Origin of the sequence: Microvirga massiliensis, assembly GCF_001006805.1 — a bacterium.
Classification (GTDB): Bacteria; Pseudomonadota; Alphaproteobacteria; order Rhizobiales; family Beijerinckiaceae; genus Microvirga; species Microvirga massiliensis.
Genome location: NZ_LN811381.1, coordinates 1 through 15463 on the forward strand (window position 1 = coordinate 1; position 15463 = coordinate 15463).

At 62.7% G+C, this 15463-nt stretch carries 12 protein-coding genes and 3 pseudogenes; 7 read left to right on the forward strand and 8 right to left on the reverse strand.

Translation table 11 applies throughout. From position 1 onward, the window contains the following. Nucleotides 1-147: 147 nt before the first annotated feature. From BN1233_RS42045 to BN1233_RS42060, 6 genes are all read left to right on the forward strand, one after another. A complete protein-coding gene (locus tag BN1233_RS42045; protein WP_425311795.1) occupies nt 148-384 on the forward strand; it encodes an SDR family oxidoreductase in 237 nt (78 codons plus the stop codon). A 6-nt stretch (nt 385-390) separates the two neighbouring features. Continuing rightward, on the forward strand, nt 391-699 hold the full coding sequence (locus BN1233_RS51555) for a hypothetical protein (protein WP_063776654.1): 309 nt from the start codon (nt 391-393) through the stop codon (nt 697-699). A gap of 740 nt (nt 700-1439) precedes the next feature. Further along, nucleotides 1440-1550, forward strand: a complete 111-nt coding sequence (locus BN1233_RS48140; RefSeq protein WP_147707862.1) for an excisionase family DNA-binding protein — start codon at nt 1440-1442, stop codon at nt 1548-1550. A 264-nt stretch (nt 1551-1814) separates the two neighbouring features. After that, nucleotides 1815-2897, forward strand: coding sequence for a substrate-binding domain-containing protein (locus BN1233_RS42050; RefSeq protein WP_046869647.1), 1083 nt, complete (start codon nt 1815-1817; stop codon nt 2895-2897). 183 nt (nt 2898-3080) lie between these two features. Further along, the gene (locus BN1233_RS42055; RefSeq protein WP_046869648.1) at nt 3081-5357 is read left to right on the forward strand and encodes an ABC transporter permease; all 2277 of its coding nucleotides are present in this window, start codon (nt 3081-3083) and stop codon (nt 5355-5357) included. Next, a complete protein-coding gene (locus tag BN1233_RS42060) occupies nt 5354-6124 on the forward strand; it encodes an ATP-binding cassette domain-containing protein (RefSeq protein ID WP_046869649.1) in 771 nt (256 codons plus the stop codon). Before BN1233_RS42055 ends, BN1233_RS42060 begins: the two co-directional genes overlap by 4 nt. 370 nt (nt 6125-6494) lie before the next feature. Here BN1233_RS42060 and BN1233_RS42065 read toward each other — a convergent pair whose 3' ends face one another. The 4 genes and pseudogenes from BN1233_RS42065 to BN1233_RS42075 all read right to left on the reverse strand — a co-directional run bounded on the left by BN1233_RS42065 (nt 6495) and on the right by BN1233_RS42075 (nt 10266). After that, the gene (locus BN1233_RS42065; RefSeq protein WP_046869654.1) at nt 6495-7334 is read right to left on the reverse strand and encodes an alpha/beta fold hydrolase; all 840 of its coding nucleotides are present in this window, start codon (nt 7332-7334) and stop codon (nt 6495-6497) included. Nucleotides 7335-7733: 399 nt separating this feature from the next. After that, a pseudogene (locus tag BN1233_RS48145) lies at nt 7734-7838 on the reverse strand (IS110 family transposase); the annotation flags it as partial. 106 nt (nt 7839-7944) lie between these two features. Then, nucleotides 7945-9039, reverse strand: coding sequence for an aldose epimerase family protein (locus BN1233_RS42070; protein WP_197094557.1), 1095 nt, complete (start codon nt 9037-9039; stop codon nt 7945-7947). A 558-nt stretch (nt 9040-9597) separates the two neighbouring features. Further along, nucleotides 9598-10266 (reverse strand): hypothetical protein, encoded by a 669-nt coding sequence (locus tag BN1233_RS42075; RefSeq protein ID WP_046869650.1) that lies wholly within the window; start codon nt 10264-10266, stop codon nt 9598-9600. 618 nt (nt 10267-10884) lie between these two features. Between BN1233_RS42075 and BN1233_RS46520 the strand changes: the two are divergent. Continuing rightward, a pseudogene (locus BN1233_RS46520) lies at nt 10885-11150 on the forward strand (NAD-dependent epimerase/dehydratase family protein); the annotation flags it as partial. 162 nt (nt 11151-11312) lie between these two features. On the opposite strand, the gene BN1233_RS42080 reads toward BN1233_RS46520, so the two are convergent. The 4 genes and pseudogenes from BN1233_RS42080 to BN1233_RS42095 all read right to left on the reverse strand — a co-directional run. Further along, nucleotides 11313-13112: a coiled-coil domain-containing protein gene (locus tag BN1233_RS42080; RefSeq protein WP_046869651.1), complete on the reverse strand. Its 1800-nt coding sequence runs from the start codon at nt 13110-13112 to the stop codon at nt 11313-11315. A 488-nt stretch (nt 13113-13600) separates the two neighbouring features. Next, complete coding sequence (locus BN1233_RS46525) at nt 13601-13843, reverse strand: hypothetical protein (protein WP_046869652.1); 243 nt, start codon at nt 13841-13843, stop codon at nt 13601-13603. A 246-nt stretch (nt 13844-14089) separates the two neighbouring features. Then, nucleotides 14090-14820: pseudogene (gene istB, locus BN1233_RS42090) on the reverse strand (IS21-like element helper ATPase IstB). Then, on the reverse strand, nt 14820-15463 hold a 644-nt coding region (locus BN1233_RS42095), incomplete at its 5' end, for a Mu transposase domain-containing protein (protein WP_048708481.1). The pseudogene istB and the gene BN1233_RS42095, both read right to left, overlap by 1 nt.

Here is a 15463-nt window from a genome sequence, read left to right on the forward strand (position 1 = left end):
TCGGACGCCCGCGTCGCACGTCCATGAGCGCACCGCGCACCCGAATGCTGCGGCCCTGCGCTCGGCTGCCAACGAGGAGAGGACCGTCGAGATCCTGTAATCCCGCCGTACCGATCTGAGCACAACAGCAAGGTAAGCGATATGACGATGAAATCTTCACATGACAGCCCGATCCTCGTGACCGGAGCGGCCGGTGATATTGGTGCGATCGGCCGCAATCTCACTGCAATGCTGCTCGCCAAAGGGCAAAAGGTGCGCGCCTTGGTCCGGCGGGAGGACGAACGCTCTGAAGCCCTGCGGCGGCTCGGTGCCGAGGTCGTGCAGGGCGACTTGACCGACCTCACCTCGATGCACCGCGCGATCGAAGGTGCCGCGCGCATCTAATTCGGCATGTCGGTCTCGCCGGCTTATCTGGAAGCCACCGTCAATACCGCCGCGGTCGCGCGCCACCACTTCGGCGAGGTCGAGTTCATCGGCTCGCCGACCGGCGGCTTGCAACTGGACGTCGCCAACGTGCTCCTTGCTCCGAACTGGACCGATGCCGAGAGGGTAGCGGGCCTCGACTTGCTGGTGGATGCCGTGAAGTACCACCTGACCTCGTCTTACGAGGACGCCTTGCAGCCGGACGCTGCCGAAGCTCTGGTCGCAGGCTTGTTTGCTAACCTGAGCAACGCCCAGGGGCTCGATCTGTTAACCTGACCACTCTCTCTGGCGCGACGTGACTGAGAGGTCGGCCACATTGCCGCCCTCTGGTCCCTCACAAACTCAACACCGCAATGCCTGAGCATCGCCGGACTTGACCGGTCGATAATGACGGGCATCTCGGCAAACGGATCAAGCTCCGTTCCGGGTCAACCACAGCCCAAGAGCGTCCGAGCCAAGTGGTCCGCTCATCTCGCGATTACTCAAGTTCGGCCAAGGCCAGGACCGTGCCAGGACTGCCCGGAGCGATCGACCAGGCTCGAAACCGGAGCACCGCAACGGTTGCTACCTATCGGCTGCCTGGGAATCCAGGGCGATAGCCAACGGTAGTGCAAGTCATTGAGATCAGGTGGGTGTACAAGGACTCAAACCTTGGACCCGCTAATTAAGAGGCTGCGGAGATCGTAGTCTTATCAAGGGCTATTCCGACAATTTCCCGCTTCGTTCCCGCATTGAACGGAAAGGGAAATTTCAAAATGTCGGAACGACAATCAGCCGTCAGCCCCACCGAAAAAGCCAGCTCAGACGACGTGCATGCGGGCAATCCGTGGGCTCTCGCGCATCGTTGCCTGAAGCGCCCATGCCGAACGGCGGAACGTTCGGCCCAGAGATACTGTCGGATCTGACGGATCGATCCGGACAGGCCATCTACGGCGGCCCCGAATGAGCAGCCCCGTCCGAAAAAGATGCTCACCAGACGTGAGATAGCGGAGTGGTAGAACAAGTCCGAGAAGCCAGTGGATCGTGCGATCGCCTCCGGTGAGCTGCGCGCCTACCGCGTTGGGCGCTCGATCCGCATCGCTGAGGAGGATGCCGAGGCGTTTTTGGCTCTTCGGCTCGTCCAGTGACACGTCACACTGACCCGCCGCTGCGGCATTCCTGCGGAGATCCGGCCTCTGAGATGTGCCTTCGGGACATCCGGATGCGGCACCCAAGGCTGGAATAGCGGCCACATCGCTGCGGACGAGTGGGGGTTTCGATCGTGCTGCGATGCTCCCCCTCCGACGGTCAGGCGAAGCCTGGAGGCTGCGCCGTGCCCGTAGCGCTCACCATTGCCTTAATCTAAACTCGATCGCGGGCCTCATAGCAGGCCAAGCCGAGGGAGGGAAACAATGAGATTCTGCGTGTTCGCTGCTTCGCTGGCGGCTGGTGTCTCGCTCGCCGCCGTTTCGGCCCATGCCCAGTCCGGCGTGCTCAACAAGGCCGTCGGCGGGTATTCGTTCGAGGACGCCTCCAAGGAGGCTCCAACCACCAAGGACTTCAACAACAAGGACGGGAAGCTGACCTTCGCGGTCATCACGCACACAGCGGGCAACGGCTTCTTCGACCCAACCTATGTCGGTGCTAAGGTCGCCGCCAACATGATCGGGGCCAATCTGCTTCTGCTCGGCTCGGAGGCGCCCGTCGATGACATCCCGCGCGAGATCGAGATCATCAATCAGGTGATCAACGACCCCTCGATCGACGGCGTCATCATGACGACACCGCAATCCGGCGCTTACAATGATATCGTGAAGAAGCTGAAGGAACGCGGGATCCCGGTCGCCACGACGAATTCGTTCGACCCCAATATCCTTGACCGCTCGCAGATCTCGCACACCGGACAGGATGCGTCCGCCGCCGCGATCGGCGGCGAAGCACTTGCCAAGTGCCTTGCCGATAAAGGCGTCAAGGGCGGGACGATCATCTTCCCGAATACGACGACGCTCGGAAACGTCGAGGTCAACAACCGCATCACGGCCGCCTTCCAGGCGACGGTCAAGACGCTCAATGCTGCGGGCAAGCTGAAGGATTTCAAGGTCGATGCGGGTCCCCAGAATATCGGCATCGACGTCGATGCCAATAATATCGTCGGCTCCGTCGTGTCGCTGATCGAAAGCCGGAAGGATGTCGTCGGTGCGTTTGCGGCGAACGGCTTCGTGACCCCGGCGCTCGGCGATGCGATCGGCCAGTTGAAGCTTAACGGGAAGGTTTGCGCCTTCGGCTTCGATCTTGGACCGAAGCAGCAGGAGCAGATCCGCACTGGCGCCCTGACCGGGTCGCTCGGGCAGCAACCGTTCCTGCAGGGCTTCTGGCCGGTGATGCAGCTCTATCTCCAGATCGATCGCGGCATCTCGGCCGCCAATCTCGACACCCGCGCTCAACTCGTCACTAAGGACGGCGTGGACAAGGTCGGCAAGCGCTACGAGAACTGATCCTACCAAGCAGGATTTCTGAACTCCGCCCACGTATGGTTGGTTCGGAAATCCTGCAAGATCTTAGAGTTCCTGCTGGATCGCACGGGCCGGAACTGTGTTCCGATCCACGCGATCCTGCTTAGGTCCCGCCGGAGGAGTTGTGCCCCTCTGGCCGAGATCCGGCGAAGTGAGGCAGTCACGATGGCAGTTGGCGCCGCAGCGGACCCCCAGCCGATCCTTCAGCGCGCCCGCCTTCCGGTCCAACTGATTGGCGGGTGGGAGGCGGGGCTCCTTGGATTCATGGTGCTCCTGTATCTCGTTGGCGTTTACGTCAACCCGAACTTCTTCGGCTCGACGGATGCCCTGTCGGCCATTCTGCGGGATACCGCGCGCTTCGGCGTAATGGCCGTCGGCATGACCTTCGTGATCGCCAACCGCGATCTCGACCTCTCCGTCGGCTCGACCCTGGGCCTCGTGGCCGTCGTCTTCTCGATCCTGTTCGCGCCGACGCACTATAATTTCGACTCGGCTCCGGCGGCCTTGATCTGCCTGGGCGTTGGGCTCGCGATCGGGCTCATCAACGGCGTTCTGGTCGTCATCCTGCGCGTGCCCGCCTTCATCGCGACCTTGACGATGCTGTTCATCGGTCGTGGCTTCGTTCTTGGGCTGACGAGCGGAAAGACGATCTCGTACAGCATCAAGGCGGGCGGCTTTGATTTCTTTGCAATCGGCGAGACCACCGCGCTCGGGTTCAACAACCAGGTCCTGATCTTTCTCCTTTTCGCGCTCGTCGGGGCGATCCTCTTGGCCAAGACGCGGATCGGCTATGAGACCTTTGCCACCGGCGGCAACGAGCAGGCGGCGCAATATGCCGGGATCTCGACTCGCGCCGTGCGGATCCGCGGCTTTGTGTTCTCTTCTGTCTGTGCGGCAGTCGCCGGCCTCATGCATGTCGCGCAGGATAAGGGCGTCACTTCCCAATATGGCCTAGGCGCCGAGCTCATCGTGATCGCCGCAGTGATCGTCGGCGGAGCGTCGATTGCCGGCGGGCGGGGACGCGTCATCGGCTCCTGCCTTGGCGCTGCGTTGGTGGTCCTCATCGACAAGGTATTGCGCGAGGGCGTACCGACCGTCCGCATCATCGATGTTGGCGGGGTCAAGATGGAGGTCTCAGGCGTTGCCCAATTGCCGCCGGGAGCGGTGCCCGCCTTCCTTGGGCTCATCCTCCTGCTCGCGGTGCTGATCGAGCCGTGGCTCGTGCGCCGCAACGTTGTTGGGCGCTTCCTGGCCCGGCTGCGCGGCAAGCCAAAGTCCCCGGTTCCCGATGAGGGTGGGGTTGCGATCACGGCCGTTCAGACGACCGGTACGGTGAGCGAGGCTCGCGCCGTAGGGGCGCATGGCTTCAGAGCCTTCCTGCACCGGCGAGATGCCGCAGCCATGCTGCTCGCGACGAGCCTGTGGCTGGTGGGCTTTTGGCTTCGGCCGGATTTCTGGGCCTCCCTCGACAGCACTTTCACGCTCCTCCTGGCCTTCACGGAGATCGCTCTTCTCGGGGTCGGCCTGACATTCGTGATCGCCAATGGCGATATCGACCTCTCGGTGGGCTCGGTTCTCGCCTTTTCGGGCGCGGCCGCCGCCTTCGCCATGAAGGAGCTGGGGGCTGATGCGCCAACCGCGATCGCGATCGCTCTCCTCGCGGGCACATGCTGTGGCATCATCAACGGCTGGCTCACGACGCGCCTCGGGCTTCCGGCCTTCGTCGCCACCCTCGGGCTCTTCTATATTGCGCGCGGTCTGGCCGCCTGGCTTGTCGCGGGCCGGCAGCTTTCCGGCTTCCCAGAGAGCTTCAACCTCATCGGCCGCAATCTCTTCGAGGTTCTCAATGCGGTCGGGCTGGCGCCGACGGGAGGCGCGATGCTCGCCTTCGCGCGGGCCGTCAACGTCCAGTCCCTGTTCCTGCTTACCGTGGCGTTGGCGGCCGGGATCGTCCTGTCTCAGACGACGTTCGGGCAGAAGGTCTATGCGACCGGCGGCAATGAGCGGGCGGCGAGCTACGCCGGGATCGACACGAAACGGGTCCGCTTTCTCGCGCTCGTCTTCTCCGGCATTTGCGCGGCAGCAGCTGGTGCGATCTATGTCGCCTATTACCGGAGCTTCAACCCAGCGGCCGGACAACTGCGCGAACTCGATGCCATCGCGGCGGTCATCATCGGTGGCGGGTCGATCTTCGGCGGCTACGGTACAATCCTTGGTACGCTGGCGGGTGCGGCGGTCATTACGTTGCTACGTTCGCTCCTCTCGCTCCAGGTCATCCTGTCGGACGGCTCGTCCTTCGTGATGCCGCAGCACTGGATGAACGTGTTCGTCGGCGTGATCCTCCTTGCCGCCGTGCTCGGCGACATCTGGATCAGGCAGCACAACATCATTGGTGAGTGGCGGCGCCGCTGGCGCAAGCACTCCCTGGAAGGACGCTTATGACCACTCCGATCATCGAGATGCACAACATCACGAAGACGTTCGGCGCCGTGTCCGCGCTGAAGAAGGTCAATCTCAGGCTCATGCCGAGCGAGATCCTGGGCCTCGTGGGCGACAACTCGGCCGGGAAATCGACCTTGATGAAGGTGCTGACCGGAGCCTACCAGCGCGATTCCGGCGAGGTACTGCTCGACGGCCAGCCGACGCACTTCAAGAGCCCGCATGAGAGCCGCGATCGTGGCATCGAGATGATCTATCAGGATTTCGCGCTCTGCGGGAACATGGATGTGGGCCAGAACATCTTTCTGAGCCGGTGGCCGAAGCGCTTCGGCTTCTTCGTCGATCGCCCTCGGATGTACACGGATGCGCGGGCGGTGCTCGAGCGGCTCAAGGTCGACGTCAACTCGGTCTTTCAGCGCGTGGAGAGCCTTTCGGGCGGGCGTCAGCAATCGGTCGCCATCGCCCGCGCGATCTCATTCAACCCGCGGGTCGTCATCTTCGACGAGCCGACGGCGAACCTCTCCGTCGTGGCAACCGATCGACTGCTTCAGACGATGACGGAGCTGAAACGCCAAGGCGTGGCGCAGATCATCATCTCGCATCGCCTGACCGATATTTTCGAGGTCGGCGACCGCATCATGGTGCTCAAGCGCGGCGAGAACGTCGGAGAGCGCTACATCGCGGAGACCACCGAGAAAAAAGTGTTGGAACTCATCGTGTCCGGCACGCCCGAGCCGGGTTTGAGTCCGGCGATCTTAAGATCGGTATGAGAGCCTGCCCCGGCGGGCGAGACATGTATGTCGCCATAAGAAATTCCAAATGCGATTCCCCTGGGGTCCGGGTAGCCATCTCTTGACCCATTAGAAAACAGTATCGGTCGGTTCCTCCGTTTTCCTATCCTGTATCGAATATCCGCTTTGACACCGGGACTGTCATCTTTCGGTGTTCCAATAAGGTTGTGAAACGCAGATCAAACCGGCATTTCCGCGACCCGACGACTGGTCACCGGCTGGCGACCTTGACGCCATGCGCGAAGCCCGAGTTTGAGCGCGAGGTCCTCTGGCACTTCTTTGACCGCGGATACCGAGTGACACCTCAGGTCGGCAGATGGCTATCGCGGACATCACCATCGGCTGGGAGCTACCGGTCGCCCAGGAAATGCAGCACCGCAAAGTTGAAAAGCATCGGATCCTGCAGGAAGGCAAAATGGCTTACGTTGGGCAGGATCAGCAGTCCGGCGCCGGGAATCGTCGCTGCCATGTACTCGGTGTGCTCGCGCTTGATCGCCTCGTCGTGGTCGCCATCCACGACCCACACCGGAGCAGTGATCGCCTTGAGCTGCGTGTCTGTCCAGTTCGGCTGGCTCGCCCACATCTTGCCGATCTGCTCAACGAAGGCGTCGTAGGCCGTCGGCATTGCGGAGTATGCCTCATACTCATGCCGGGCACGCTCGATGAAGGCCGCGAAGGTCGGGTTCTTCTCCACATCATCCTTGACGCCCCAGGTCGCAGTGTTGGCGGCAAAAGCAAAGATCTTGCCGGCCCGGCCCGGGTGGCGCATCGCCAAGTCGAGGCCGACGATGCCGCCATCGCTCCAACCGACAATATCGGCTTTCGAGACGTTGAGCGCGTCCATGAGGGCGACCACGTCGTCGGCCATCAGATCGTAACCGTACGGTCGCGAATCGCGGCTGCTGCGGCCATGGCCGCGGCTGTCCATGACGATCACGGTGTGGTGCGGCGCCAAGGCTAGAATCTGATGGCCCCAGTAGTCTGCGTTCGCCAAGCCGCCATGGAGCAGGACGACCGGTGAGCCCTGGCCGTAAATCGCATAGTGGATCCTGATTCCGTTGCCGTCGACCTGGCCGCTGCGCTCGGCTGGGATCGGTGCCGGTGTGGGGGGTAGCGTCTCCCATCGCTCGGCAGCATGGGCCGGGAGCGCCAAGAGGACGAGGAGGAGCATCGGCACGAGGCGGAGCATCAGCCGCGTTGTTTTTTCCTGCGACTGTTCAAAGACAGATTCCGGCTGCGTCATCTCGTTCACAATCTTTCTCCCTGTAGCGAACTGCCACTCAATCGTGAGACCTGGCCAGGAACTGGTCGCTGCCTTTGAGATCATGGCCATGGTCTCTGGCCGGCCCGGTGTTGACTCTGCAGGACCAGCAAGGTCGCTCATGCACGGCTGCGGCACGCCGGCCATGTGGTCACAGAACATCGAACGCTCGCCCAGCCGAACCAGACTCTGATCGCACACCGCGGGCAGACCAGCAGGCACGCACCTTCATCGGCCGTGACGTGCCCGCCTGGATGAGCATCGGTGAAGGTCGTGTCAAAGGGTAACGTAGCGCCTGCGACCGAGGTCGCGGGCGCCAGCACACCTCGGCTCGCTGACGACCTTCGCCTCGCGGATGATCTGTCCGGTGGCACCGACCACGCACACGCGGCTGCGGCCCAAGGACACGTCAATTCCAGCATAATAGTCCATGGCTGTCCCTCATGATGTTCAGGGCCGATCGCCTCGGACCCCGCTCCAACACTATCACTCTGAGGGATAGCCGCCTCGCTCGGCAACGCCCACTGGCCGCAGGCCATTACGGCATCTCGGATGCATCGGTCGAGAACTTGTATATCGTGGTCGACTTCAGCGTTTCGCCCGGTTTCAGCACCGTCGTCGGAAAGGATGGCTTGTTCGGCGAATCCGGGAAGTGCTGCGTCTCGAGGCAGAAGCCGTCGGTCTGGCGGTATTGCCGACCGGCCGCGCCGACGAGCGTCGCATCGAGGAAGTTGCCGCTGTAGAACTGGACGCCGGGCTCGGTGGTCGAGATCTCCATGATCCGGCCTGAGCGCGGCTCGTAGACGCGCGCGGCGAGCGAAAGCCCGCTCCCTGACCGGTTCAGCACGAAGTTGTGATCGTATCCGCGGCCATAGACCATCTGGGGGTCGCTCGCGCGGATGCGGGCTCCGATCGGCATCCCGTGGCGGAAGTCGAACGGCGTGCCGGTTACGGAGGCGAGCTGCCCGGTCGGGATCAGGGTCGCATCGACTGGCGTGTAGCGATCGGCGTTGATCGTGAGGATGTGATCGTCGATCCCGCCCGCGCCGTCGCCAGCGAGATTGAAGTAGGAGTGGCTCGTGAGATTCACCACGGTCGGTTTGTCGGTCTTCGCCTCGTAGTCAATGCGCAGCTCGTTGTCGTCGGTGAGGGTATAGACGACCCGGACCGTGAGCGTGCCGGGATAGCCTTCCTCGCCATCCGGGCTCGTGTAGCTGAGCCGCGCTGCAGCGCCGCTCAGGTTGGTCAGCGGCTCGACCGTCCAGACGACCTTGTCGAAGCCTTTCCTGCCGCCATGCAGGCTGTTCGGCCCGTTATTGGCGGCGAGCTGGTATTGCGTGCCATCGAGCGTGAACTTCGCGCCGCCGATGCGATTGCCGTAGCGCCCGATCAAGGCGCCAAAATAGGGACTTCTGGAATCGTAGTCGGCGAGGTCCTTGAAGCCGAGCACGATGTTGCCAAGCTTGCCCGAGCGGTCGGGCACGTTGATTGCCGTGATGATGCCGCCATAGGCGATGAACTTGACGGACGCGCCTCTGTCGTTGGTGAGCGTATAGAGATCGACGGCTTTGCCGTCCTGCGTGGTTCCGAATGGCGTCTTGTCCACAGAGCTGGCTCCGGCGCTCGTTCCCATCAGGAGCACGCCCATGCCGAGCATGGCCGCGCCGAGCACTGACCTTTGCCACCTACGCGATAGGTTGGGATCGACCCGCGTCACGGTTTCCTCCCTTGGCAGACCTCTTCGCCGACGGCTTCGGACGCGCCGCGTGGAAGACCAATCCTAGATTCATCGGATCATTAACGTAAGCGTCCACATTACCTGGGCGCCGCGGAGCCTAGGGTCTCATGCATGGACTCGCACCCGCTCGCGTGGAACTCCATACTCCTGGACCAAGTGCTCGACTGCCAAATCTGCCTTATGGTGGCTGTCAAACAGGCCTGCGATGGTTTTCCCATGAGTGCTCTCCTAACGGCTCGCGGGGACTGTCGCTTTGCAGGCGCCCAGGCGCTTTCACCTTTGGTGCCACATTGAGTCCATTGTATCGACCGGTGAATTGAGAACCAAGGCCTGGAACAATCCTCGATGATGAAGTCCCGCATACAATCCCGGATCTCGCAACCTGCTGGATCCGCTCCACCACGATATAAGGGCGAGATTTCAGAATCGAGCCCGGCACGGCTTGGGCCCAATTCATTGGGCCTCGGTTGCGCTCTGCTGAGGCCCGGCGGCGGAAGTGTCAGCCGGCGGTCGCTCTCGCCCCTTCTCTCCTAATGCCACTCGTAATTCCTCGCTCAGGCTGTCGAAGGGGATTGCCCTGAATTCTGAGACGCTGATGCACTTGTTCTCAATGCTTGCCAAGACCACGGCGGCAGCGGACGAGCGACCTTCGCTGGGCTGTACGGTCGCCGGGCTGCGTCTTCCATCGATTACGTCTGGGCTATCGCTCGTAAGCGCGATGACATACCAGACATTGCCGGTCCTTGCCGCTTCCGCGAGCGCGCGCATTTTCTGCTTTGCTTCGTTCAAAGCCTTGCGGCGTTCTTCGACGGACTCACCCCGCATGAAGGCAAGGTTGGGAGGCGTATCTCCGCTTTCGCCAAAGGGGTGGACGAAGTTCAGGGTCATCCTCAATGCATCCACTTTCACCTCTTTCACGGGAAGAGCGGTAGCTTCTTTTCGTCCCTGAACGAAATCCCGCACCGCCACATCGCACGACCTGAATTCATCCTGCTGCTGCACAGGTCCGGTAGGCAGTGCGCGTTGCGCTGGCCGTCCGGTGGGTTTTCGGCGTGATGCGCCCTCAGCTCCTGTGGCAAGCGCGATCACGCACGCTATGGTTACGACGAAGAGACGTGTCATGGCTCCATCCTCCCTGGCTCGGGAAGGACGTCGCCAACCTGACCAACGGCCAAGCTGTGCTCAATCGTGCACGACGTGAGAGACACCCCACCAGGTCCGATGTCGCGGAATCCTACTACTTTGATGATGGCGCGACAATCAGAAGCCGATGTTCGGTGCGCCTTTGCGAGCACCTCAGGTGATGGCCCGGGCACTCATGACTAGCACCGCACTGCAACCCTTATCCAGCGAGTGACCAAAGAGCCCCTTCTCAATCACGCTCCAAGTCCCCACGAGTTCGCTGCAGTCAAGCGGATGATCAGGGCTTGGCCCACTTTTTCATGCAATCCGTCGTTCGCAAGCAGATTCAGGGATCGTCGTCGCGGACTTCCGCCAGGACCTCGGCGCAGGATAAAGCCTCAATCGAAGAGTGCCACATGTGATTCCCCCGTCGGAAAGGGCGACGATCGAGGACAAACTTAAGGCGCCGATGGGCGATGATCCGATTCTGGGCGACCGCGCTGGCGTGCGCACGCCCCTGCAATGGTTCCCCGGTCGGAGCGTCTGATCTTTAAGATCCGATACTGTTGCTCTCTACCGGCCTTCGACCATCGATCACACCTCTTGTCGTGGGTCGAGCCGCCGCTCTACTTCAGCAACCACATCGTGGCCTGCCTTGCGATCATCGTCTCGGTGTCTGCCTGGGCAGAGATTGCAGGGTCGTTCGCCGCCTGCATGTTCCACTCGGGTTGTGGATTGCGGCATCGCCATTCCTGCTGGACGGCGGCACCACGATGGCTTTGGTGGCCGACGTGGTGGTGGGCTGGGCTCTTGCTGCACTGAGCCTGCCGCGCGGCACGCGCAGCCGGGAGCATTATGGCGGATGGGACCGCTACATCCGCTAGGTGACGCGCGGATAGTCGGCGCTCGCCGCCTCGTTCCTCCAGCAGCAAGGGTTCGGACGGAGTCTCACGTCTACGATGATCCGATCCACCCGTGAGCCGCTCGCCCTGCGCCCAACCTGACGAACAACAAGGTGCGATCTCACGCACTCCGGGCACGGGCCGCTATCGTGCTCCGGCGAGCCGCGCCTGAGCATCAGCGAGTTCTTGGCGGGTGGCCTGAAGCTGCCCCTCCAACTCTGCAATCTCTCTGGTGCGTGCCGCCAGCTCGTCCGTTGCCCGGGCAATCTGGGCCTGCAGATCATTCTGCTGGCTCGCCTGGCCCGCGACCTCCGTCTGCTCTCTTGCGAGCCGGTCCCGCTCAGCACGGGCGGTGGTCAACTCAGCTTGGGCTGATGTCTGCGCCTCTCGGGTCTGCTGCAGGCGGCGCTCGAGTTCGGCCAGCTCGGTTGTCTTGGTCGAGGTCTCCTGAGTGACGCGGTTCAGATTCTCGCGCGCCCTGGCCGCCTGCGCACGAGCCTCTTCGAGCTGGCGGCCGACCTCAGCCAGCTCCTGCGTACGCGCCACGATGGTCTGCTGTCCGGTCTCGATCTCGTCTTGCATGGCGGCCAGACGCTGCTCCGCCTCGGGCATTTGCTTCTGGAGTTCAGACAGGCGCTGGGTCTGCGCTTCGAGAGTGTGCTTGACCTCCTCGGTTCGCTGCTCGGCTGCCCGCAAGGCCTGCTGCGCGGCTGCGACTTGAGTTTGGGCCTGCTCACGCGCCTGAGTAACCTGCGCGAGCTGCTCCTGCGTGCTCTGGTACGTCTGCTGTAAGGTTGTGAGCTGCGCTTGAACCTGATCGCGCGCCTGTGTGGCTTGCGCGACCTGCTCTTGAGCGCGGGCGACTTGTGCCTGCAGTTCACTCTGCTGCCGATCGATCCGGGTCTGCAGCCCTCTATGCTGTTGTTCGAGATTGGCCTGTTCGGCCGCCAGCCGGTCCCGATCAGTGGTCAGTGAGGTGATGATCTCCTGGAGCTGGCTCTGCTCTTGCGCGAGGCGATCCCGCTCCGAGCGTAAACTCGCGAGTTCCGCCTGAGCGGATGCCAGTGCCTCACGGGCCTGCTGGAGGCGGCGCTCCACTTCGGCCGACTCAGTTGTCTTTGCTGACAGCTCCTGTGTGGCCCGGCTCAGGTTCTCACGAGCCGCTGCTTCCTGACCACGCGCCTCCTCGAGCTGGCGGCCGAGATCGGCTGCCGCGTGGGTCCGTGCGAGAACAGCCTGCTCCCCTGTTGCGACCTCGTCTCGTACTGCTGCCAGGCGCTGCTCAGCCCGCGGCAGCTCGTTCTGGAGCTCGGAGAGCCGCTGGGACAGCGTCGTGACGCTGCGATTGAGCTCGGCGGCGCGCTGCTCGGCAACCTGCAACTGTTGCTCGGCTGTGGAGACCTGGGACTGCGCTTCGGTTCGGGACTGGGTGACCTGGGCCAATTGCTGCTGCTGTGTCTGCAGGTCCTGCAGGAGAGCCGTGAGCTGCGACTGGGCTTGCTCACGGGCTTGCGTGATCTGTGTGAGCTGCGGCTGTACGGTCTGAAGCGACTGCTGCACCGATGTGAGTTGGGCCTGGAGCTGGTCGCGGGATTGGCTCGCCTCTGTGAGCTGCTGCTGCACAGTCCGGGACGTCTGCTGAATCGTGGCGAGCTGCGCCTGTGCCTGCTCGCGTGCCTGAGTGAGCTGAGCGAGCTGCCGCTCAGCGTCTGCCACCCTGGTCTGCAGGTCAGCTATTGTCCCTGCGGTGCGCTGCTGCTCATCGAGCTGTGCCCGCAGGGCCATCTCGGCTTGCTGCACGCGAGCGGTTTCAGCCCGGGTTTCCTGCAGCCGGCTCGAGGAGGAGAGCCATATGCTGAGTACCACAAGCCAGCCCAGGACGGCAGCACCGGCCAACGCCAGAGACACGGGTCGCGTCAACTCGGTGCGGTAGTCGATCGGCATCACGATGATCCTGGGCGCTGGTCCCTCGGTCTAACGCAGGAACGCCCTGCGCGTTGCCTCGGTACGCACGGAGGGTACACAGCAGGAGCCGGAGCTCAGGGCAGTTGACAGGAATGCCCCGGACCTCGCTCGAGCAACGTCATCACTCATCGGTGGCGGACGCCGGCTGACCTGTAGACGCTCAAGTTAGTCGAGGCGCCGGTCATCCATACACGTCCGAATTGGGCAAAGACCCGAGCTAACGAGATCGGGCCGCTTACATCAGATAAAGAAACTGCGTGTGTCAGTCTGCCCGAGGTTTTCACTGTTGTTTTCTGGTCTGTCAGACCTACATCGCCAAGATGCCTCGTCATACATCCCCGGCGACACTGGACCTGTTCGACTACGCCTGCACCGCTCCATCCCCTTCTCCTGCATCGGCGGCCCTCAAACGAGAAGTACACGGGCCAGATCTCGCGAGCCTCTCAGACCGTGCGCTGGCCAGGCGTTTAGCCGAGCTCCTGCAGGAGCTGCGGGAGCGCATGGGCCAGGACGGACAGAAGGCGAGCCGACCCGAGTTGGACCGTGCGGTTCAGGAGGCTGTCACGAGCGTTGAGAGCCTGGCCCAGAGTTCCAGGAGGCGCAGACGCTTTCGGCCTGCCGAAGCCACCCCCGTGATCCAGGACGCCAAGCGCAAGGCTGTTCGGGCTGTCCTTCGGGCCGGCCTCAGCCCCGGGCAGGTCGCGAAGCATTTCGGCCTGCCGCTTGCGGCTGTGCGCAAGGCCTCTGCTGAAAGGGATTAGCGGCTGTCAGCTCATAGGCCTCAGTGATGGGGCACCGGAGAAGGCTACGGGAACGCTGCTCACGGAGGGGCGTTGGCCCGCTTTGTGGGAACAGAGATGGCCAAAACTGTCAATCGGCGTTGAAGTTTGACCCTCGATCAGCATCCAATTGTGACCCCGCCGTCATAGACGAGGTAACGCCTTTTTGCGGCTCCATCAGATCCGGTTCTTGAAGCGCCAGCTCTCGTTGCCGGTCTCGACGATCTCACAGTGGTGGGTCAGCCGATCCAGCAAGGCCGTGGTTATCTTCGCGTCGCCAAAGACGCTCGGCCATTCACCGAAAGCCAGGTTGGTCGTGACGATCACAGAGGTCTGCTCATAGAGCCGGCTGATCAGATGGAACAGAAGCTGGCCACCCGACTGGGCAAACGGCAGATAGCCGAGTTCATCCAGGACGATGAAGTCCATCCGCGAGAGATAATCTGCCGTCCGGCTCTGCCGAGACCCGCGCGGGTCTCGGCATCAAGCCGGTTCACCAGATCAACCACGTTGTAGAACCGTCCTCGGAATCCGGAGCGAATGCACGCTCGCGCAATCCCAATCGCCAGATGCGTCTTGCCCGTACCGGTGCCGCCCACCAGGACCACATTGCGCTCATGGGCCAGGAACTCCCCGCCGGCCAGATCTCGCACGAGGCCTTCGTTGACCGGCGTGGCGGCAAAGATGAAGTCCTCGAGGTCCTTGGCCAGGGGCAGTTTGGCAATCGTCATCTGGTACTTGATCGAGCGTGCCTGCTTCTCGGCAATCTCCGCCGCGAGCAAATCGCCAATGACATGCTGCGGCTCATGACTGCGCTTGACCGCCGTCGTGATGATCTCGTCATAGGCTGCCTTCATGCCATAGAGCTTGAGGCTGCCCATGGCCGCCAGGATGTCAGAGCGTTCCATCACACAGCCCTCCTGATGCTGTCGTAGCGGGCACAATCGGCCCGCGGTTCATGCCGGAGCCGCAAGGCCTGTGGGGTCGCGATCGCCAGCGGCGGTGCTGGCTCGCGCCGCCGGGCGAGAATGTTGAGGATCACATCGGCGGACCAGACGCCCTCGCGCAGAGCCTCAGCGCAGGCGGCCTCAACAGCCAGCAGTCCGTCGCTCAGCACCGCTGTCAGGATGCGGACCATCTGGCGGTCGCCATCATGCCGGCCGGCGAGCTTGCGTCGGACGCGGTCAAGGGCCGCCGGCAGGACCCAGTCCTTGAAGGGAGCGCCATTCCGGAGAGCCCCCGGCTTGCGGGCCAGAACCGGCACGTAATGCCAGGGATCGAAGATCGTCTGATCCCGGCCGAAGCAGCGGACATGCTCCGCGACCACTCTGCCATCCTGGCGGCATTCGATTCGATCCGCATAGGCCCGGATCTCCACCGGGCGGCCGACCGCGTTAGCGGCCACCGAGTATTTGTTGGAGTCGAAGCGAACCAGACAGGTTCTGGAAACGGATGCCGGAACGGCGTGGAAGCCATCGAACGGTCCGGGATAGGGCACTAGACTGGTCCGCTCTGCCTCGAAGACCTGCCAGATGGTTTGGTCGCGGCGCT